The following is a 21831-nucleotide window of genomic DNA, read 5'->3' on the forward strand; positions in this document are numbered from 1 at the left end:
ATAATTCTACTAATGCTATCTATGATAATTGGACTTGATAACTTTTCTCATTTTTTTTGAAATGGTATAGGTGACGGACCTTCCTAATGATGTTTTCCCACCGAGAATTTTTTCACCCGGTGCAAAATTCGGAACGAAGGTTACTTCAATCTCTTCGTCGTTATCTTTAATGTATATTTCAAAATCGGAAATATTTTTTTGTTCTTTTTTGAATTCATTGAAGGCTACAGTTAAGATCTCCATGTATTTTCCAGAAATGCTTTTTTCGAAATTATCTGTGTCAGGTATGTATTTTTTCATATTTATATTGAGTTCGGAAAAATCTCTCGGGATACTTTTCGGGCTAATTAATTGTGGAATGGCCGCAAGAAAGTAGACGATGAATTTATTCATATTTTATAGGTTATTCCAGTCTTTGAATCATATCCTTTGAATTCTCCACTTGGAGTACCTACATAGCCTCGATACTCTACTTTTCCTTGGCCACTTGATTTTGCTATATTTTTATCTGCCGGGGAAAAAACGTTGCTATTGAAATAATCATTTTCTTTTATTGTTGGTGTGCCATCTTTTTTTGAGTAATTTCCATGTGTATGCCAATAACCTCTTTCTTCGCAATTTTTCGCAACTCCCTTTCCATTCCAAGGATTTACTCCGTCTGTGTCCCCGCGCATTGCCTTGGTGAAATCATATTTTCCATTTCTTCCTTTATAAATTAATCCGCCATATTCTAGATTATCGCGAATTGACTTTGGATTGTAGCGAGTTAATGCTGCGCGAGCTGCGCTGTCAGCGCTGGAAAAACGCCCGCCGAGACAACAAGTGCCACATTTTTTTTGTAACCCAAGTGGATCAATCCACATTGTGGGATTTGGTGCATAGCTATATAAATTAATTCCGCCAGATAGCCCGGCAGGATCTTGTGTGAGATATCTCGATGCTTCAGGATCATAATAGCGATACCGATTGTAAAACAGCCCCGTTTCCCCATCCTCATACTGCCCTTGAAACCGCAACGGCTGCGCAATCTCTCCTTCAACGTGCAGCACGCTTCCCCAGGCCCTGTAGCGCCCGCTCCAGACCACATTCCCCTGCGCATCTGTCAGCTCACGCGGCGTACCCAGATGGTCGCAGTGGTAGTGGGCTATGCGGTCTTGCGGGGCGGCGCAGTCGGCCGCCGCTTGAATACCTTGCCATGCCGATACGTGCAGCGCTTCCCTGTTCGCCTGTTCTTGCGCTATGGCGGCCTGCTGTTCGGCGTCGTAGCGGGTGGCGGGCAGAGCCCATTGCGCGACGTACGGCATGGGCACTGCGCTTGCCTGCTGACAACCTTCCGAACGTATCCTGGCCAGCGGCACGAAGCTGTCCGGCTCATACAGATATGTGACCGTCTCTTCATGCCCAAGTTCCTGTGCCAGTGCATCACCGTCCCACACAAAAAAGGTGGTGCTGCTGGCGCAGTGGGCGGGCTGGTCTTTTGCGATGTCTTGCTGCTTGCCCCACCGCGCTTCATCCACACGCTTGGCGATGCGGCGGCTGAAGGCGTCGTAGAAGTAGTGGGCGCGGTGGCGCCACTGGCGCTCCATCCTGCAGGTTTGGCTGAGGCGGTTCTCGGCGTCGTAGTGCAGCGCCAGGTCGCTCCAGGTCGATTCCCTGCCCGGCGGATGGAAGCGCTTGCAGGTGGTGTTGCCTTGCTCGTCGTAGTCATACTCGGTATTGCCATAGCTTTTCAGCAGGTTGCCGGTGATGGCGGGCAGGGCGGTGGGAGCTGGGTCGACAAGGTTGCCGGCAGGATCGAATGCGAAGTGTTCGGCCAGGCCGGGTTGCACGGCGGACAGCAGTTGTCCGACCGGGTCATAGGTGTAGCGCAGCTTGCCGAGCGGCCCGCTAGCGGTGGCGCCTGTCTGCAAGATAGTGTTCAGGTTGCCTAGCGCATCGTATTCGAAGCGGCGTTCGCGTACTGGGGCGGGCGTGCCGGTGCCGCGCGCCAGGGTCAGCTGGGTGAGCCGCGATTGCGGGTCGTACTGGCGCGTGGCGAGCAAGCCGCTGCTGCCCAGTTGCCGCTGCTTTTCGCGATGCAGGCTGTCGCGCTCGACATCGACCACGGGCTTGCCATGCCACAGCACGCCGTGCCAGTGGCCGGAACCGTAGCGCAGGGTGTCGATGCGGCGTCCATTTGGCAAGACGGTCTGGATGCGGTTGCCCAGCTCGTCATAAGCGTGCGTCATGATAAAGCTGGCGTCCGGTGCGCGCCGGGCATTCGGCAATCTTGGCGTTTCGGGCAGGTTTTGCAGGAAGCAGGCGCTGCGCTCTTCTATCAGTTGGCCCAGTGCATCGTGGAAGAAACGCTGTTCGGCTTGCGGAGCGGACACTGCCGTCAGGCGGCCCAGCGCATCGTAGGCGTAGCGCACCACGCCGTCTGACGTGGTCTTGACGCGCAGCAAGCCGAGCGCGTCGCGCAGCAATTCCGTGCGCTGGCTGGCGCACTCGGTGGCGACCAGATTGCCGGCCCGGTCATAACTGTATTGCGTGAGCTTGCCATCGAAGCCCGTTTCCGACCTCAGCCAGCCTTCCGCGTGATACGCCAGCTGGTAGCTTTCACCCTTGGCGTTGATCAATTCCGTCAGTTGCAGTGCAGCATCGTAGCGGTAGCGCAAGGTCTGGCCGATGGCGTCCGTGCGTTCCACCGGCAAGCCCTGGCCGTTGTAGCGGTAGCGCGTTTGCTGGCCGGCGGCATCCACATGCTGCAACAGCTTGCCGTCGGCATCGTAGACGTACTGCTCGTGGGTTTTGTCGGGGGCGGTAAGACGGATCAGCCGGCCCAGTGCGTCGTAGTCGTAGCCGGTGGCATGGCCTTGCGCATCGCGGGTGGCCGCCAGCCGTCCCTGTGCGTCGTAGCTGTATTCGCTGGTGTGGCCGGAGCAATCCGTGTAGGCGGTCAGCCAGCCTTTGCGGTTGTACTGAAAATGTTTGCTGCCGCCCCTGGCGTCGGTCAATTCGGCCAGTTGGCCGCGCTGGTCGTAGCGGTAGCGCGTGACGCGGCCCAGCGCGTCGGTGATGCTGACGGGGCGCCCTGCCGCGTCGTAGGCGCGGTGCGCGGTGTTGCCCAAGGCATCCGTGAAGGCGACGGGCTGGTTGCGGCCATCATATTCGATGCTGCTGCGGTGCCCGGTGGCGTCGATGGTGCTGGTCAGGTTGCCGGACGCATCGTAGGCATAGCGCGTGGCCGCGCCGTTGGCGTCGATGTCGGCCAGCAGCATGCCGTCTCGGTCCCATTCGCGCCGGCCCAGCGAGGCGGCCTTGCCATCGATGACGCGGCGCACTTCGGTGGCCAGCCAGTTGGCGTCGAAGGTGTACTCGAGGACGCCGCCGTTTTCCGTGACGCGGCTGGTATCCATGTCCAGGTAGGCTATGCGTGTGTGCTCGCTGCCGTCGCGCGCACGGGTGGCGATGGCGCGCGCCTGGTAGCTGTTGGCCAGCGTGACTGGGTAGGTTGCCGCCAGTGCCTGCTCGCTCAACGCAGAGCCACCCCAGCGGGCGCGCAGGGCATCAAGGCTGACCCATTCCAGCTCGTAGGCAAAACCCGTGTAGCTGGTGCAAGACGTGAGCAAATGCTGGCGATAGGTGTAATTGCGCGTGTCGCCGAGCGCATTCGACTGGCTGACCAGGTTGCAGCGCGGCGCGAAGGGCGGCTGCGCTTCGCTGGTCTCGGCCGCATACTGGTAGCGCACATGGCAGATGCGGCTGCCGTCCGCCAGCACTTCGTCGACCCTGCCGATGCGGGTGGCATGTTGCACCTCGTCGCGCATGGCTTCGATCACGCTGCCATCATCGCTGCGCAGGCGCAGCAGCACGGCGCCAGGCTTGGCGTCGGGAAAACCTTCGATGCTGATGCCGCGTCCGTCGCGCCCTTCGCTACGCACCAGTGCAAAGCGCTGTGTGGCGAGCGGGGCGGATGGGGTCAGCATGGCGTTGACGCCATCGTAGCCGTGCGGCAGCCAGCCGCCTTGATCGCGTGCAAAGCGGTCGATGCTGCCGTCGCGCCACAGCAAGCTGAAGATGTCAGCGCTGTCGCGCGTGAGGACAAAGCCTTCCTTGCGGCTGTCGTGTTGTTGGCCAATTTCCAGAGTCGGCAGGCGCAAGGCGCGGCCGCTGTCGTCGTGGAGCACGACGCCGGCATCGCACAGCGACACGCTGGTGGTGTAAGGTGTGGCCCAACGCGCGCCCAGCATGCCCCAGTCTTCGCATTCGGCGCCGGAGCGGTAGGTGCGCGTCCAGGCGAGGGGGATGTTGCTTTCCAGTGCGAAATCGGTCTGCGCCAAAATTTCCTGGCCCGTGCCAAAATGCACGGGCTTGCGGCCCTTGACGGGTTTCCTGGCCGGGCCGCTATCCTTCGGACAGCAGTCGGATGGTGCCTCTGATTTCGGTTCCTTCTTGCCACGGCTCTTGCCGTCGTCGCCGCTGTTTTTTGGGGGAGGTTTGTCGCGTTTCGGCGGCTGCTTGTCCGGCTTTTTGCCGACCAGCTTTTCCTTGACCTTGTTGATGGTCGGTGCTGTTTTTTTGCCGAGAAATTTGCTTAGAATTTTCCCGCCAGGAACTTTGCTGAACACTGCCGCTTGCAACACTGTGCCGGCGATGTTCATGCTGATGTCTGCGGCGGTATTGAGAAAATCAGGAGTCTTGCCCGTCAATATATAGTCGGCCGCCTGATCGAGCGCCGTAGCCGACGCCTCCATGGCCGTACCACTGGCAACGGCAGCCGTACCCGCAACAGCACCTGCGGCCGCCGCCGTTTCCATCGCGGCGGCAACCGGGGCGCCCACTCCTGTAGTGGCGACGGCAACACCGGCCACGCCCAGCACCGCGCTGCCAGTCAGTACGCTGCCGCCCACCTCCTCCAGGTCTTGCGCCGCGCCATGCATCTTCCTGGAGCCATGATCCTTGTAGTCTTGCGCCAGCTCGTGCAGCAAGCTGCCTAGCCTGGACAAGGCTGGCTTCGCCATCTCCCCGCCCCGCTCATAAATCTTGCCCACCGTATTGCGCGAATTCATCCACACTTCGCGCCCGTTCTGCACCAGGCCGGCACCGTTGGCGCGGTGGATTGTGCTGGCCACCTTGGTGTCGACTTGCTTGCCGACGGTGCCGCTCTTGATGCCGCCCGCCTTGCCCGCCGCGTCGCCCTTGACGGTGGGGATGATGCTGCGCTGATGCAAAATGACGGCTTCGCTGTGCGATTTGACGTTGGGCGAGGCGTTCTGTGCATCTGCAAATTCGCCGATGATGCTGTAGGGCAGTGGCGGCGTGCTGGAGCCGACGGGCGTCTTGCAAATGTCGGGGCTGAGGCTGATGCAATAGAAGCGCGAGGATTGGGTGACGGTTTCATTCGTCATGGTGTTTCGTCCTGCTTGGCAGCTTTGCTCACTGCTTCCTGGGCCTGCTCCAGCAGTTCGATCCTGGCGATCTGCGCCGGCTCCATCAGGTGCAGCAGGCGCGACGCGACCCGGCCCGCGTCGGCCGGCACGATGGCGCGCCAGACCAGCTCCACGGTGGCCGCCTGCGGATCGATCAGCACGGTATCGATGGCCAGGCGCCAGACCAGCAACTGGTCGTTCTTGTCCGCCAGCAGCAAACACAGCACTTGTTGCGGCAAGGCGAAGCGCAGCACGGTATTGCCGCGCTGGTCGGCGCGGGCCGACGGATGGTCGTGGCGGCACAGGTTGGTCAGCGTGAATTGCTCCAGCCCCGCCAGGTACGGGCATTGCTGGTCGGGCGGCGTGCTGTTCCAGTAGGCAAAGTTGAAGTCTTCCGGCAGGGCAGGGACTTCGTCCGGGTCCCAATTTTCCTTTTCCACGATGCTGCCGGCCAGGGTGCGGCGCGGTAGCCAGCCACGGCCGATAGGCGCCAGGCCGGCCGGCGCCGGCAAGTCCTTGCCGCCCGCGCCTTGCCAGAACTGGGCGGCGGTGCACGGCTGCGCTGGATGCGTGATGCGCGGCGCCGGTAGCTCGCTGATCTGTTTCAACTCCAGGTACCAGTGCCGCGCAAAGCCGCGTCCCAGTGGATTGGCCTGGCAAGAGTCGTGCGCTGCCACGCTGCCGCCCGGGATTCTGACGGCGGGCGGCAATTCCCTGGCGGCGCAGTCATCGGCCTCGATGCGGCATTGCCCGCCATAGGCATAGGCGTAGTACAGCGGCAATTGCAGGAACGGTAGGGGGGCGGACAAGTGCCACGGGTTGGGCCGCAGCAAGCCCAGCGTGGCGATGCGGGCACAGCCTTGGGCCATGCGGGTCAGCGCGGCTTTCTTGCGGAAGGCGCGCTCGCCGCACACCTGCAAGGTCTTGTCGATCAGGGTTTTCTTTGCGGCCTGCACTGTCAGGTTGACGAGGAATTGCGGCATTGCCTGCCCGCGCGGCGCATGCGCCACGCCATTGACGATCACGTCGCAGCGCGGTTTGTAGGGCGCGAAGTCGCTTTCCTGCAAGGTGCCCGCCTGCGTATCGCCGCCCAGGTGCCGGTCCTCGCTGGCCAGGGGCGAGGGCCGCGCCATGGGAAGCAGGCTGGCCATGCCGTCGGCGCCGCAGGGGCCGAGGGTGTAGCCCATGCGCGCCACCACGACATGAAAGGCCTCGCCAAATTGATCAAGCATGTCAAACTGGCTGGCCGCGTGCGGCGTGCGGTTGTCAAAGAGCAGGTTGGGGATATTGAAATGGGCTGTGCCGGCGTCGTTCATCGTCAGCCCGGATTGTTGTCGATGTCGTCCCCATGGATTTGCACCTTGGCTTTACCGCGGATAATGATTTCATCGGCAACGAGTTCAATGCGGCCCGGCGTGATGGTGATGCTGGACGTGCCCACCGTCATCGTGTGCGAATCGGTGGCCACCAATGTACTGCCGGCGCCAACGATGACGCTTTTTGCCAAGCCCACCTGTTCCATCTGCGCCAGCACCACGGTGGTGTTCATGGCGCCGATGACGGTGGTTTGATAGGCGGCGCCGATAGTCAGCACCTTTGCCAGGCCGATGCTTTCTTCCTTGGCCAGGGTCACCCGTTCCGAGCGGTGGCCATCGATCTGCACCTGTTCGTTGCCGCCCACGTGTTCGCGGCGGTTGCCGCCGATATCGATATGCTCGTCGTGGTCCACGCGCTCCTTGCGGTTGTTATGCACGGTAATGTCTTCATCGTGGCCCACCGTTTCCGTGCGGTCATGCTTGACGTGCACGGTTTCGTCGTGGTCGATGGTTTTGCGGCGGTCGTTGCCGACCCAGTGCGACTCGTCATGCTCGACTTCGATGCGCTGGTCTTTCTGCGCATGCAGCCACAGTTCTTCCGCATCCTTGCGGTCTTCGAAGCGCAAGGCGTTGGCGTGTGCTGCGGAACCTTTTTTGGAGGAGCGGCTCAGCATGCCGCTCTGGGTCTTGTTGGCCGGTAAGTCCCACGGCGGCATGTTGCGCGCGTTGTAGACGCAGCCGATGATGATGGGCAGCGCCACGTTGCCGTCCAAAAATTGCACGGCCACCTCCATGCCCACCCTGGGCAGGCTGATGTGGCCGAAATTCGGCCCGGCCCAGTTCGATATCACGCGTATCCAGGGTGAACTCTTGTCGTCGAAGGTGCCCAGGCGGTCCCAGTGGAATTGCACCTTGACGCGGCCGTAGCCGTCCGTGTGGATTTCTTCGCCCGGTGGCCCGACCACGGTGGCCGTCTGCACGCCATGGATCTTCGGTTCGCGGCTGTGGAAGTTGCGCCCCGGGCGCCAGGGAATGGCCCGCGCGATGCAGGTAAACGTGTTGCTGTAGTGGGAACTGGCGTGGCTGCCTTGCTGGTAGTTATTGCTGGCGTAGTGGTGCACGGACAGTATCAGGTATTCGCTGGCGGCCTTGCCCGAAGTTGCGCTATCAAAATGCCCGTCCAAGGTGAACCAGCGTCCCGGCTGGGCCGTGCGGTCGTTGCCTTGCGCTTCGTACAGTTGGCCCACGGCGTCGCGCTCTTCCATGCGGCGCTGGGCCAGCAGCTCCCCATCATCGAGATCCTTGAAGCCATAGCTGCCCGTGTTTTCATATATTTCCAGCGCAGGCACGGCGCCTTGTTTATTCAGGGAGTCGCGGCTGGCGCGGGCGCTGCGCGGGTTCTTGAAATTGAAGCTGGCCACTGTCATCCGGGCGGACGCCATGCGCCGTACCGTGCTCCACTGGCGCACGCCATCGTCTTCCGCAGAGCCTGCCTGGTGCTGGAACGGCATGGCGCTCGAATCACCATCGATGGCCTTGCCGCTGCCACTGTCGTCGGACAGCCACAATGTGTGGCCGTCATGGCGGTGTTCATAGCGGTAGTGCCAGCCCAGTTGTTCCCAGTGGCGGTGCAGCAGGTTATGGTCGCTCTCGTTGTGCTGGCAGGTATAGGTGATGGCAGGATCGATGCCGCCGGCGGCCAGCTTGTAGTCGCGCATCAGGTAGTCGTCGAAAACCTTGTCCGTCAGCGCCGCCACCGTCAAGCCATGAAAGGCGACATTGTTTTGCCGCAGATGCAGGTGAGATAGCCACGGTTCCAGCACCATCTCATAAAACGCGAAGCCGCCATCGGTGCGGATGAAGCGAAATTCGAACACGTAGCCATTGAAGTAGCGCAAGGTGCCGTCTTCGCGCACCAGTGCTATCGTCACCATCTTGCCCATCACCTTGTCCAGGGCAATGCAGGCATCGTCGGACAGCACTTCCACCACGTAGGAAAAGTCGCGCGACAGGCTTTCGCTGGCGTCGAGGCTGTTGGCCAGCAACTGGATGTGGGCGGGGCCATCGCCGTGGGGAAAGTGCAGGCGCAGCAAGCGTTCGCCCTGCATGTCGCCTGCCAGCGCTGTTAATGCTGCCGTCGTCTCCGGGAACAGGCTCATTGCGTATCGCTTCACGGTTGGGATCGTTGGCCGACTGTAGCAATTGCAAACACAAGCGTTTTGCGCGGCCGCAAGGCTCAAGCATTGAGTGACGGCATCAGTTGCATGTCGTAATGCATGTCGTCGCGCGGGCGCGCCGTGGCGTCGCTGCCGAGGAAGCTGTTGCAGCCCAGCGCGCCGTGCGTGGTGGCGGACAGGGACAGGCCGTGCACATCGCTGGCGCGCAGCACCAGCACGATGTTGTAGATCAATAGCGGATGGCCGAACAGCATCAGCATCTGTTGCAGCGCCATGCTGGCAGGGGCACGCGGCAAAAAGCTGGCGTGCTGCTGCGCCGTCAGCGGACCGATGCGCAGGCGCACTGCCAGGTCGGGGCGGCGGCAGCGCTCACCGACGATGGCGCGCTGGCCCAGCACGGCATTGACGCCACCGAGCGCCGTCTGTTCGCGCGGTGCCAATGGCGCCATGGCGCCGCTCGCTTCGCTCACCTGGAACGGCACGCCAGAGTGATCGCCGAGGATGCGCGCCATGACGATGGACGAGACGTTGCGTGGCTGCAGCAAACCGCTGTACACGGCGATGGCCTCATCGCCGCCACCGCTGCCCGGGCGGCAGCCGGCCAGGGCCAGCAGGCTGGGCAGGAAGGCCTGGCGCAGGGGGCCGTGCTCGATCCGGTATTTATTCCACGCCTGGTAGAACAGGGCGATGGCGCGGCTGGAAAACAGGTCGAGAAAGGCGCGCGCACCGTTGTCGCGCTCACTGTTCGGGGCGGCGGCGATGCGCTCCGAGTAGTGGCTGGGCAGAACGCCGTGGCTGCCCAGGAGGCCCATGAAGGTGGGCGTGAAGTGAACCTGTTGGCTGTGTCCGGATAGCAGCGCTTGCAGCAGGGCATCGGCATCGCTGATGCCGTCCGTTGCCAGCGCTTCGATCTGGCTGGCGGGAAAGCTGAGCGAGACACTGTTGTCGAAGCGCACGATATTGGCCAGTGCGGCCTCTTCATCGATGCCGTGTTCGGCCAGCCACGCCAGCAGCAGGCGCAGCGCCTGGACGCACGCGAAGCGCTGCGGCGCATCGAACAGCTGCGCGATTACGCTGGCGTGGTGTCGGCGCTGCGCTCTGGGCATCGTATGAGTTCCTCGCCGCTGCGCCGTGACAGCAGCGTTAGTTGGCTAAAGCAGTTGAGTTGGCTGTTCATGGCGAAATAGCGTTGCAGCACCTGGGCGAAGAGATAGATGCTGCTGCCGACGAAGGCTTGCTCGTCGACACCTAAGCGGATGGCGATACCGGGCATCAGGGTGGGAAACGGCACGGTGGGCATCCAGGCGCGCGTGCTGCCGTGCTCAAGCGTGACGATGCCCTGGATCAGGCGCCGGTTGGTGGGTGAACGGGGCAGGTCGTACAGGCTCAGCATTTTCTGAAATTCGCCCAGGCCCGCTTGCGTCAGGCTTGAATAATTGAGCGACAGGTGCGAGATCAAGCGCCAGTGCGCGCCGTTGTCCGCGTCGAAACGGTGGCTGGGCGAGGGTTTACGCAGGAAGCGCACGGGGATGCCGTCGGGCACGTCTTCGGCCAGCAAGTCGCCGCCCGGCAAGCCGTAGTGCAGCTGCGTGGGCAAGTCGCGGTTGCTGCACAACAGCTGCGTCGAGACGGTGCCGCTGGCCGCGCTGCCAGGCGAGAATTGCGGGTCGATCAGGCTGAGCCGCGTTTCATGGCCGGGACTGAGCGCCGCCATGGCCTCGTCGCGGCGCGCCAGCCAATACTGGCCGCTGCTATCGGCTTGTTCGCCATGCAAGGAAGAGTACAGCGGCAGAAAGGTGCTCAGGCGCTCGCCGGCCTCGTCCTTGCGCACCAGGGTCACCGCCTCGATGCTGTGGATGTCGTAGGCAAATGCATGCGTGGCGTCGGCCACGAGGGCGTAGTCGGGCTCGGTGTGCGTGAGGCGGATTGGCACGCCGGACTTGGCGAACAGGTTGACCACGGGCGTGCAGCCGAGTAGCAGGTTGTCGCGGCTGACGGCGGACAACAGGCGCGCCTCGTGGCTGTCGCTGCGCACGCCCTTGAGCGGCAAGTGCAGGGTGAACTGGCGGCATTGCCGTGGCAGCAGGCAGGCCAGCATGGGCCAGGCGATATCGAGAAACTGGAATTTTTCCGGAAACGCGAAATACTCGGTGAGCAGGCGCAGCGCCGGGTGTGAGCGGGCCGAAAACGGCAGCAGCGCCTCGCCTTCCCCATAGCCGGCCGGCGCCAGGGGCTGGCCGTCGACGGCTTGCCAGGGGCCATAGTCGTCGAGCGCCACATACGCACCGGCGCCGCGCAGGAACAGGGCGTCGAGCAGGGCTGCGTGCACGGACGGTTCGCCATCGGCAAACAGGCGCAACTGGCGCAAGCCGGCTTGGTCCAGGTGGTAATTGTCGCTGCTGCTGGCAAAGCTGATGCTGAGCAGCGCGCTGGCGCCTTCTGGCAGGCGCAGGCCGGGCGGGGCATCGATGAGGGGAGAAAAATGCAGCCGAGCAATCGTCAGCGGGGCCAGGGTCACGTCATAAGTGCTGGTGAATTTGCAGGCCACGCCTTGTACTGGCGGCGAGCGCAGCACGCTACCGCGCGCAATATGCGTAACCTGGGCCAGCTGGACGCCGCCCGGTGCTTCGTCCGCGGCGATGCGCACGATGGAGCACGAGGGAAATGGCCGCAGATAGTGCGGATACAGGGTTTCCAGCAGGGACTCGGTGAATTGCGGGTAGCTGTCGTCGAGGCGCTTGGCGACACGCGCCGTGAGCAGGGCGACGGACTGGATCAGGCGCTCGATGTGCGGGTCTTCGCACGTCTCGCCGGCGATCAGCAGGCGCCCGGCCGCTTTCGGGTAGCGGCTGGAAAACTCCCGCGTGTATTGGCGAAACAGGCCCAGTTCGCGTTCGTAATACGGCAATAATTGTTCCACGGTCGCTCTCTCCGCCAGCTGGAAAGCTTCATGCTGGCATCAGGCGCGAGCGTGGGTGTTGATGCGTAACAATGATTCTTAGAAATGGTACTCGGCGCGTATCATCGGCGTCTTCGCCGTTTGCCCCACGTTGCCCGTGGTGGCGGCCGAGTTGCCGAACTTGTTCTTCCAGTACTGGTATTCCAGGCCCACGCGGAACGTGTTCTTGGCGCTGCCCAGCGCGGCGCCCACGTCGAACATCACTTGCATGTCGATATTTGTTTCCACGGCCGTGTTGTTGCCCACTTCATCCTTGCCCTTGGCATCGATCAGATTGAAGAAACCTTCGAACGAGAACAGCGGCGAGAGCGGAATGCCCCAGGCGCCCGTCAGCATGGCGTGCGTTTTATAAGTGTAGCGGCCCGTCACCAGCGAGATGGGCGGGAAGGCGCCGCTGGGGGCATTGCTTTCGCGCAGCAACAGCAAGCTGGTGTTGAAGAAGCCGGGCACGTCCCACATCAGGGTGGGGCCGGCCACCAGCATGCGCTTGCGCGAGTTGTAGCCGACGTCGTTCTTGGTGTTGACGTCGAAGCCCAGGGTGACGCCCACACCGCGCACGGGGCCGAACTTGATGTCGCTGCCGCGCACCTTGCCGATGTCGATGGTGTTGCGATACACCAGGTAAGCCTCTTGCGCGCCGGAAGTCTTGCCCAGCGCGCCAGGGTCCTTGCTGTCGGACATCAAAAAGTCCAGGTTGACGAAGTTGCTGCCGTATTTGTAGCCGCTGGCGTGCGTGATGGCAAAGATGTTTTTCTTGATGTCGTCTGGATTGTACGGTTCGCGGTAATCATTGCCGGCGCGCCAGCTCAGCGCAGTATCGCTCCAATCGGCAGCCTGGGCAGTTGCGCCCACGCCGAGGGTGGTGGTGAGGCAGAGCAACAGACACGGTAGGGTTTTTGGCAATTTCGGCTCCTGGTGGCAGTGTGGGAAAACGGGAAAAGGGAAGGCTGGGCGCTTGGCGCGCACGATGCGCCGTGACGCCGCAACAGGCGCGCCGTTGAATCCATGATGCGAGAATCGCCGCGCCGGACGATATGTATTATTTGCATACTTACTATCATTTTCTGCATATAATCATCGCACCTTCTCGCGCTTGCGGGGCAAGGCGGTTACTGTAAAGCTGATAATTTTTTTCAAAATTGTATACAGGTGTTGTTTTTTTGTGGAAATGAAAATGCACGCCGCCACGCCACGCCCCCAAGCGCTGCGGATGCCGATACGATAGAGACAGAAGCTTGATTTTTCCCACCGCGAGGCACGAAAAAAATAATGACGGCACGCCTGGAACTACTCGATATCAGCAAGCGCTACCCGGCCGTGGTGGCCAATGATGGCATCCATCTCACCGTCGCGCCCGGGCAAATCCATGCCGTGCTGGGAGAAAATGGCGCCGGCAAATCGACCCTGATGAAAATCATCTATGGCGCCGTGCAGCCCGATGGCGGACGCATCGTGTGGAATGGCCGCGAAGTGGAGATCGCCAACCCGTCGGCCGCGCGCGCGCTGGGCATCGCCATGGTCTTCCAGCACTTTTCCCTGTTCGATACGCTCACCGTGACGGAAAACATCGCCCTCGGCTTGCCGGCCGGCACCGACATGGCGGAGCTGGCGCAGCGCATCGAGGCGACGGCGCGCCAGTATGGCCTGGACCTGGAGCCGCAGCGCCATGTGCATACGCTGTCGGTCGGCGAATGCCAGCGCGTGGAAATCGTGCGCGCGCTGCTGGCCAAGCCGCAACTGTTGATCCTCGATGAGCCAACTTCGGTGCTGACGCCGGGCGCCGTGGAGAAACTGTTTGCCACCTTGCGCCAGCTGGCGGCCGAAGGCTGCAGCATCCTGTATATCAGTCACAAGCTCGACGAGATCCGCGCCCTGTGCCATACCTGCACGGTGGTGCGCGCAGGCAAGAATGCGGGCGTGTGCGACCCCAGCGAGGAATCGGCGGCCAGCCTGTCGCGCATGATGATTGGCGCCGAGCCGCCGGCCGTCACGCGCGTGGCGCGCACGCCCGGTGCGGCCATGCTCAGCGTCAGGCAGTTGCACTTGCCGAAGAGCCACCCTTTCGCCACGCAATTGACGGATATCAATTTTGAGGTGCGCGCGGGCGAGATCGTCGGCATCGCGGGCGTGTCCGGCAATGGCCAGCAGGAATTGCTCGCTGCCTTGTCGGGCGAGGATACGCGCGCTGCTGCCGCCAGCATCGTCTTGAACGGCACGCCGGCGGGCCGCTTGCCGCCCGGCCGGCGCCGCGCGCTGGGTTTTGGCTTCGTGCCGGAAGAGCGGCTGGGACGGGGCGCCGTGCCCGACATGTCGCTGGCCGACAACGTTTTACTCAGCTTGCAGACTCCCGCCACCATCCGCCACGGCTTCGTGCGCCAGAGTGTCATCGTGCAACGGGCCGCCGCCATCATTGCCCGCTTCCAGGTGAAGGCGGGCGGGCCGCAGGCGCTGGCGCGCAGCTTGTCGGGCGGCAACTTGCAGAAATACATCGTCGGGCGCGAAGTCATGCGCCAGCCCAGCGTGCTGGTGGTGGCGCAGCCGACCTGGGGCGTGGACGTGGGCGCCGCCGCGCAAATCCGCGCGGAATTGCTGGCGCTGCGCGACGCGGGCTGCGCCGTGCTGGTGGTGTCGGAGGAACTCGATGAATTGTTTGACATCAGCGACCGCTTGCTGGTGATGGCGAAAGGAAAGATTTCGCCATCGCTGGACGTGTTTGATGCCAGCGTTACGCTGGTGGGGCAATGGATGAGCGGGCTGTGGCCGCAGGAGGCTGTCCATGGCTAAGTTTGCCTTGCGCCTCGAAGCGCGCCCCGCGCCGTCGAGGCTGATGTCGTGGCTGTCGCCCGTGCTGGCCGTGCTGCTCACCGTGCTGTGCGGCGCGCTGCTGTTTATGGCGCTGGGACACGATCCGCTGGCCGGCCTGGCCGTCTTCTTTGTCGAACCATTGCGTGATGCGCATGGCTGGTCCGAGCTGGGCATTAAGGTGGCGCCGCTGCTCTTGATCGCCGTCGGCCTGGCCATCTGCTTTCGCGCCAATATCTACAATATCGGCGCCGAAGGGCAGCTGACGCTGGGCGCCATCTGCGGCGGCGCGGCGGCCCTGTACCTGGACGATGGCGTCGGCAGCGCGGCCATCATCGGCATCTCCTTGCTGGCCGGCATGGCGGGCGGCATGGCGTGGGCGGGACTGGTGGCCTGGCTGCGCGACCGCTACAACGCCAGCGAAATCCTCGTCTCGCTGATGCTGGTGTATATCGCGCAGTTGCTGCTCAGTTATCTCGTGTATGGCGTGCTGCGCGATCCGGAAGGCTTCAATTTTCCCCAGTCGAAACTGCTGTCGGACGGCTTGTTGTTGCCGATGATCATGACGGACACGCGCTTGCACCTGGGCATCGTGTTTGCCTTGCTGGCATCCCTGGGCGGCTGGTTGTATTTGTCGAAAAGCATTTCCGGCTTCCGTTTGCGCGTGGGCGGCATGGCGCCTGCTGCCGCCCGGTATGCGGGCTTTTCCTCGCGCAAGACCTTGTGGTCGTCCTTGCTGATCTGCGGCGCCCTGTCGGGCTTAGCTGGCGCGTGCGAAGTGCTGGGGCCGATGGGGCAGTTGACGCCCACGGTCTCGCCCGGCTACGGCTTTGCCGCCATCATCGTCGCTTTCGTCGGGCGGCTGCATCCAGTGGGCGTGATTTTTTCCAGCTTCGTCATGGCCCTGTTTTATATCGGCGGCGAACTGGCGCAATCGCGCTTGGGCTTGCCGAGCGCCATCACGGGCGTGTTCCAGGGCATCTTGCTGTTTGCCTTGCTCGCCTGCGATGTATTGATCCAATACAAACTGCGCTGGAGAAAACATGGATAACCTGGCCCTCACCATCGCGCCATTGATCGCCGCCAGCATCAATGCGGGCACGCCGCTGATGCTCGCCGCGCTGGGTTTACTGGTCAATGAAAAGGCTGGCGTGGTCAACCTGGGCGCCGAAGGCATGATGCTGGTCTCGGCCATCACGGGCTTTGCCGTGGCCGTCAACACGGGCAGCCCCACCCTGGGTTTTATTGCAGGGGCGGGTGCCAGCATGCTGCTGTCAGGTTTCTTTGCCTGGATGACGGTGTGGCTGGGCACGAACCAGTACGCGACCGGGCTGGCGCTGTCCCTGTTCGGCGCGGGCGCCTCGACCTACATCGGCATCGCCTATGTGGGCAACAGCTTGCATAACGGCAAGTTTGGCATTCCCTTGCTGGAAGATATTCCCGTGCTGGGGCCGGCCCTGTTCCGCCAGCACCCGATGGTGTATCTGTCCTTGCTGCTGTGCGTGGCCATCGCCTGGTTCCTGTACCGCACGCGGGCCGGCCTGGTGCTGCGCGCCGTCGGCGAGTCGCCCGCTTCCGCGCATGCGCTGGGCTACCCCGTGCGCCGCATCCGCCTGGCGGCCGTGCTGTTCGGCGGCGCCTGCTGTGGCCTGGCCGGCGCGTTTTTATCGCTGGTGTATACTCCGCTGTGGGTCGAGGGCATGGTGGCGGGACGCGGCTGGATCGCGCTGGCGCTGACCACCTTTGCCACCTGGCGCCCGGCGCGCGTGGTGGGCGGCGCGTATCTGTTTGGCGGCATCACCATCCTGACCTTCCACGCGCAGGCGCTGGGCGTGCCCATCGCTTCGCAGTTGCTGTCGATGCTGCCCTACCTGGCGGCCATCGTCGTGCTGGTTTTGATCTCCAGCAATGCCAACTACATCAAGCTGAACATGCCCGCGTCGCTGGGCAAGAATTTCAATCCGGGCAGTTAGCCCTTCCGTGCCCAGGCGCGCCGTCATTCCCCCGCGGCGCGCTGTCTGCTTTATTTTCGATGGGGGGCCATCACAAGGAAAACCATGTCCAAGAAACTGTTATGCGCCGCCGTCTGCAGTGCCGTCCTGATGCCCGCCATGGCCGCTGCGCCCGCTGCCGTGCCGGCTGTTACCCCATTGAACATCGGCTTCGTGTATATCAGCCCCATCGGTGACGCGGGCTGGACCACCCAGCATGACCAGGCCCGCAAGGAAATGGAAAAGGCGCTGGGCAACAAGATCACCACCAAGTATGTGGAAAACGTGCCGGAAAGCGCGGACGCGGAACGGGTGATCCGTGACCTGGCGCAAACGGGCAGCAAGCTGGTCATCACGACCTCGTTTGGCTACATGAATCCCACCTTGAAGGTGGCGAAGCAGTTTCCGAATGTGAAGTTCATCCACCTGACGGGCTACAAGACGGCGTCCAACGTGGCCAACACCAACGCGCGTTTCTACGAAGGCCGCTACCTGGCCGGCGTGCTGGCAGGCAAGATGAGCAAGACCCATGTGGCCGGCTATGTGGCGGCCTTTCCCATCCCGGAAGTGTTGCAGGGCGTCAACGCCTTCACGCGCGGCATGCGCAGCGTCGATCCGAAGGCGGAAGTCAAGGTGGTGTGGGTGAACAGCTGGTTCGATCCGGGCAAGGAACGCGACGCGGCCATTACCCTGATCGGCCAGGGCGCCGACGTGGTCACCCATCATACGGACTCGACGGCCGTGGTGCAGGCGGCCGAAGAGAAGGGCAAGTATGCGATTGCCTACCATTCCGACATGAAAAAGTACGGCCCGAAGGCGCAACTGGCCGCCGTCACCCACCATTGGGGCGAGTATTACACCAAGCAGGCGCAGGCCGTGCTGGACGGCACATGGAAGTCCAGCAGCACCTGGGGCGGCATCAAGGATGGCATGGTCAAGCTGGAAGGCATCAACGCGGCCGTGCCGGCGGATGTGAAACAGTTTGTATTGGCGCGCGAGAAAGACTTGGTGGCCGGCAAGCTCAATCCCTTCAGTGCACCGGTCAAGGATAACGACGGCAAAGTGCGCCTGGACAAGGGCGTGCTGGACGATGCGGCGCTGACGAAGATGGATTATTTTGTCGAAGGCGTGGCCGGAAAAGTTTCCGGAAAGTAATAGGTGTGGGTTTGAACTTGCTGTAATATTGCCGGAAACGGGAGCAGGGCCGGGACGCAATGCGCATGCCCGGTTCGTCCTCACAGCAGAGCCTGAACAAGCCCGTACCGGAGATAAACCCATGGAAAGATTGGCAGTATTCAAAATCATCGCGTTGCAGGCCAGCAAGGGCGAGCTGACCTTTCCCGCCAACGTCAAGGCTACCTTGAAGCTGCAGGACGCGCTGGACGACCCCGATTGCCATATCGAAGCGGCCGCCCGCATGGTCATGGCCGAGCCGCTCTTGTCGGCGCGCGTCGTGGCGCTGGCCAACTCGGCCGCCTACAACCGTTCCGGCAATGAAATCGCCAACGTGCGCGCGGCCGTCTCGCGCCTGGGCTTTGCCACCTTGAAGTCGATGGTGGCGTCCGTCATCGTGCGCCAACTGGGCAGCCAGATTACCGACCCGCAATTGCGCGCCAAGGCCGCCAAGCTGTGGGAGCACACGGCCCACGTGGCCGCGCTGAGCCAGGTCATCGCCAAGAAAGTCACGCATGTGGATGCGGAAACGGCCATGTTTGCCGCTATCGTGCATGAAGTGGGTGGATTCTATTTATTGTCGCGCGCCGAGGAATACCCGGGCTTGCTCGATGACAACACGGAAGACTGGATCGAATACGGCGAAAAGCTGATCGGCCGCGGCGTGCTGCGCCAGCTCGAAGTGCCGGACCTGGTGCTGCAGGCCGTGGAAGGCATGTGGCATGGTGGCAGCCCGTTTCCGCCGCGCACCTTGGGCGCGACCCTGGTGCTGGCGAACGACCTGGCGCCCGTCAGTTCGCCGTTGCACCCGCCGGAAAGCGCCGCGCGGCGCCAGGCGGCGGCGAAAATTGACTTCGGCATCGGCGGCAGCACCCTGCACACGATACTCGACGAGTCGGCCGAAGAGATCGAATCACTGGCAGCGGCCTTGCTGGTCTGAGTTTTTTCTGCCGCCTATCCCCGCCATTGCCGCGGGGATTTTTTTCGTCCGCATTTTGATGCATCTTTCCCCATGGCATACAATCGCCGCCTCGGCCATCCGCCGGACGCACCTCTCCTCTTATCCAAAGGATCTCATGCAGAAGCTGTTTTCTACCCTGGCCGCCACGGCGCTCGTTTCCAGCCTGGCGCTGGCTTTTCCTGTCCACGCCGCGAACGGCTTGCCGGTGGTGCAGGAAGCGCCCTTGCGCGCCCACCTGGCTTTCCTCTCGAATGACTTGCTGGAAGGCCGGGGCACGGGCCAGCGCGGCGCCGACCTGACGGTGGCTTACCTGGAAACGCAGGCGCAGATGGCTGGTTTGCAGCCGGTGCGCGGCAACAGCTTTCGCCAGAGCGTGCAGATCGCCGGCGTGAAGTCATTGCCCGCGGACAGCAGCCTGCAGGCGCTGGCGGGCGGCAAGGCCGTGCCGCTGGCGTTCGGCCAGGACTGGGTCTGGGCCACGGGCGACTCCGTTGCCGCCCACACCTTTGACGCACCGCTGGTATTCGTCGGCTATGGCATCACGGCGCCGGAAGAGCTCTGGAACGATTTCAAGGGTAGCGATGTCAAAGGGAAGATCGTCGTCATGATGGTCAACGACCCGCAGCCCACTGCTGCCGAGCCGAGCCGCTTTGCCGGCAAGGCGCTGACCTATTACGGCCGCTGGACGTATAAATTCGAGGAAGCCCAGCGCCAGGGCGCCGCCGGCGTGTTGCTGATCCATACAAAGCCGTCTGCATCGTATGCCTGGAGCGTGGTACAGAACAGCTGGAGTGGCAGCGAGCGTTTCCAGCTGGCCGGCCGCACGGCGGGCACGCCGCTGCAAGGCTGGATCACGGAAGAGGCGGCGCGCCGCCTCTTCACGGCGGGCGGGCAAGACCTGGACGCCTTGCGCGCGCAAGCGGAAAACAAGGACTTCAAGGCCGTCGCGCTGGACGCCAAGCTGAGCGGCGAAATGAAATCGACCGTGCGCAAGGTGGAGCAATTCAATATCGCCGGCATGGTGCCGGGCACCGACCCGGCACTCAAGGATGAGGCCGTCATCTACAGCGGCCACTGGGACCACCTGGGCATGCAAGGCAGGGATGACGAAAAAGCAGGAGACACGATCTACAACGGCGCCGTCGACAATGCCTCCGGCACGGCTGGTTTGCTGGCCATGGCGCAGGCAGCGGTGAAAAAACCGGCGAAGCGCACGCAGATCTTCCTGTGGGTTGCCGCCGAGGAACAAGGCCTGCTGGGCAGCGCCGCCTATGCGGCCGATCCGCTGTGGCCCCTGAACAAGACGGCTGCCGCGCTGAACCTGGACAGCCTGAACTTCGTCGGCGCCACGCACGACATCGGCGCGCAAGGCAGCGAGCGCACGGAACTCGGAGCCATCGCCGCCACCGTGGCGAAATCGATGGGCATGCACATCGCGGCGGCGCGCCCCGACCTGGCGGGCGGTTACTTCCGCAGCGACCATTTCAGCTTTGCCAAGGCGGGCGTGCCCGCGTTTTCCATCAATGGCGGACGCGAGTACATCTTGGACGTGGAAGCGTCGAAAGCCAAGGCCGCCGCGTATGGCCCCCGCTACCATCAAGTCACCGATGAGTACGATGCCAGCTGGGATTTGTCCGGCATGACGCAGCAGGCGCAGTTCACCCTGAACCTGGGTCAGGCGGTGGCGAATGGCGCGAAAATGCCAGCCTGGAAAGCGGGCGACGCCTTTGGCAAGGCGCGCGCGCAAGCGAAGTAAGGCTGTAATGCAAAAAACCGCTCAGTGCTAAAAGCTGAGCGGTTTTTTTTCAGGCCGCCTGTTCCATGCGCCGCTGCGTGTGGCGGTACTTGCTCCACACCAGCAGCATTACCAGCGGCATGGCGCCGCCCACGGCGCATAGGGCCAGCCAGCCGCCTGCCGCGTAGCTGGCGCTGGCCAGCGCCGAGCCTGCCGAGGCGCCGATGAAGCCGCCCGCGATGAACACCGTGGTGACCCTGGCCCGCGCATTCGGCGCCAGCTTGTAGATGACGGACTGGTGCGTCACTTGCAGCCCCATCACGCCCATGTCCAGCAGGACTATGCCGATCAGCAACAACAGCAGCGAATGGGCGCCAAAGCCGATCAATGCCCAGCCCGCGATCGAGGCCACGGCCAGCAGCCAGGTGGCCTGGCGCGCGTAGCCGCGGTCGGCCATGCGGCCCGCCGTGTTGGCGGCAAAGGCGCCCGTGGCGCCCGCCAGGCCGAACAAGCCGATCTGCATTTCCGAATAATGATAGGGCGCGCCGCTGAGCAGGAAGGTCAGCCCCGTCCAGAAGACGCTGAAGGTGCCCAGGCCCAGGCCCGAGAACAGGGCGCGCTGGCGCAGCAGCGGCTCCTGGCGGATGATGTCGGCCAAGGACGCCATCAGCTTGCCGTACTGCAGCTTTCCACGCGGTGCTTCGTCGGGCAGGATGCGGCGCAGCATGATGAGCAGGGCCGCCACGACGATGGCGGCCAGCACGTAGACCGTGCGCCAGCCGCCGCTGATCTGCGACACCGTGCCGGACACGGTGCGGGCCAGCAAGATTCCCAACAACAAGCCCATCATGACGGTGCCCACCATGCGGCCACGGCTGTGGTCGGGCGCATATGAGGCCACCATGGCGGTGACCACCATCAGCGCGCTGGCCGTGATGCCCATCAAGACGCTGGCGATGGCAAAGACGATAATATTCTGACTGCTGGCGGCCAGCAGCAGGGCGCCTATCTTGCCGATCAGCATCCACGTCAGCAGCTTGCGCCGGTTCAACACGTCACTCAGGGGCACTAAAAATACGATGCCCAGCACATAGCCGATCTGCGTAGCCGTGACCAGGTAGCCGGCCTGCGGCACGCCCACGCCAAACGAGGCGGCCAGCATGGACGTGAGCGGCTGCACATAGTACAGGCTGGCGACGAGCACCCCGGCCGAGAGGGCAAACAACAGGATGCGGGTGGCGCTCAGCAGGGTGCTGGCGTCGATGGAATGGGGTGCGGCGGGCGCGACTGGTTTCATGCGATACAA

14 protein-coding genes are annotated in these 21831 nt (G+C 62.8%); 6 read left to right on the forward strand and 8 right to left on the reverse strand.

The window, feature by feature from the left end:
• Positions 1-15 precede the first annotated feature (15 nt).
• From ACQ4W6_RS05740 to ACQ4W6_RS05770, 7 genes are all read right to left on the reverse strand, one after another.
• Positions 16-393, reverse strand: coding sequence for a hypothetical protein (locus ACQ4W6_RS05740; protein WP_436566219.1), 378 nt, complete (start codon positions 391-393; stop codon positions 16-18).
• Positions 390-5390 (reverse strand): RHS repeat-associated core domain-containing protein, encoded by a 5001-nt coding sequence (locus ACQ4W6_RS05745; protein WP_436566220.1) that lies wholly within the window; start codon positions 5388-5390, stop codon positions 390-392. The genes ACQ4W6_RS05740 and ACQ4W6_RS05745 overlap by 4 nt, the downstream gene beginning before the upstream one ends.
• A complete protein-coding gene (locus ACQ4W6_RS05750) occupies positions 5387-6727 on the reverse strand; it encodes a DUF2169 family type VI secretion system accessory protein (RefSeq protein ID WP_436566221.1) in 1341 nt (446 codons plus the stop codon). The genes ACQ4W6_RS05745 and ACQ4W6_RS05750 overlap by 4 nt, the downstream gene beginning before the upstream one ends.
• Positions 6728-6729: 2 nt before the next feature.
• Positions 6730-8901 (reverse strand): type VI secretion system Vgr family protein, encoded by a 2172-nt coding sequence (locus tag ACQ4W6_RS05755; RefSeq protein WP_436566222.1) that lies wholly within the window; start codon positions 8899-8901, stop codon positions 6730-6732.
• Positions 8902-8963: 62 nt separating this feature from the next.
• Positions 8964-10010 (reverse strand): type VI secretion system baseplate subunit TssG, encoded by a 1047-nt coding sequence (gene tssG, locus ACQ4W6_RS05760; protein WP_436566223.1) that lies wholly within the window; start codon positions 10008-10010, stop codon positions 8964-8966.
• Positions 9974-11824, reverse strand: a complete 1851-nt coding sequence (tssF, locus tag ACQ4W6_RS05765; protein WP_436566224.1) for a type VI secretion system baseplate subunit TssF — start codon at positions 11822-11824, stop codon at positions 9974-9976. The genes tssG and tssF overlap by 37 nt, the downstream gene beginning before the upstream one ends.
• Before the next feature lie 78 nt (positions 11825-11902).
• A complete protein-coding gene (locus ACQ4W6_RS05770) occupies positions 11903-12715 on the reverse strand; it encodes an outer envelope protein (protein WP_436566316.1) in 813 nt (270 codons plus the stop codon).
• A gap of 417 nt (positions 12716-13132) precedes the next feature.
• Here ACQ4W6_RS05770 and ACQ4W6_RS05775 point away from each other — a divergent pair, with 417 nt between their 5' ends.
• The 6 genes from ACQ4W6_RS05775 (at position 13133) to ACQ4W6_RS05800 (ending at position 20546) form a co-directional block, all read left to right on the forward strand.
• A complete protein-coding gene (locus tag ACQ4W6_RS05775) occupies positions 13133-14647 on the forward strand; it encodes an ABC transporter ATP-binding protein (protein ID WP_436566225.1) in 1515 nt (504 codons plus the stop codon).
• The gene (locus tag ACQ4W6_RS05780; protein WP_436566226.1) at positions 14640-15716 is read left to right on the forward strand and encodes an ABC transporter permease; all 1077 of its coding nucleotides are present in this window, start codon (positions 14640-14642) and stop codon (positions 15714-15716) included. Before ACQ4W6_RS05775 ends, ACQ4W6_RS05780 begins: the two co-directional genes overlap by 8 nt.
• Positions 15709-16638, forward strand: coding sequence for an ABC transporter permease (locus ACQ4W6_RS05785; RefSeq protein ID WP_436566227.1), 930 nt, complete (start codon positions 15709-15711; stop codon positions 16636-16638). The genes ACQ4W6_RS05780 and ACQ4W6_RS05785 overlap by 8 nt, the downstream gene beginning before the upstream one ends.
• An 84-nt stretch (positions 16639-16722) precedes the next feature.
• Positions 16723-17811: a BMP family ABC transporter substrate-binding protein gene (locus ACQ4W6_RS05790; protein ID WP_436566228.1), complete on the forward strand. Its 1089-nt coding sequence runs from the start codon at positions 16723-16725 to the stop codon at positions 17809-17811.
• 121 nt (positions 17812-17932) lie between these two features.
• Positions 17933-18769, forward strand: coding sequence for an HDOD domain-containing protein (locus ACQ4W6_RS05795; protein ID WP_436566229.1), 837 nt, complete (start codon positions 17933-17935; stop codon positions 18767-18769).
• 136 nt (positions 18770-18905) lie between these two features.
• Positions 18906-20546, forward strand: coding sequence for a M28 family peptidase (locus ACQ4W6_RS05800; RefSeq protein ID WP_436566230.1), 1641 nt, complete (start codon positions 18906-18908; stop codon positions 20544-20546).
• Positions 20547-20595: 49 nt separating this feature from the next.
• Here ACQ4W6_RS05800 and ACQ4W6_RS05805 read toward each other — a convergent pair whose 3' ends face one another.
• Positions 20596-21822, reverse strand: a complete 1227-nt coding sequence (locus ACQ4W6_RS05805; protein WP_436566231.1) for an MFS transporter — start codon at positions 21820-21822, stop codon at positions 20596-20598.
• Positions 21823-21831 lie beyond the last annotated feature (9 nt).

This window comes from Janthinobacterium woesei, assembly GCF_051380875.1.
GTDB lineage: Bacteria > Pseudomonadota > Gammaproteobacteria > Burkholderiales > Burkholderiaceae_D > Janthinobacterium.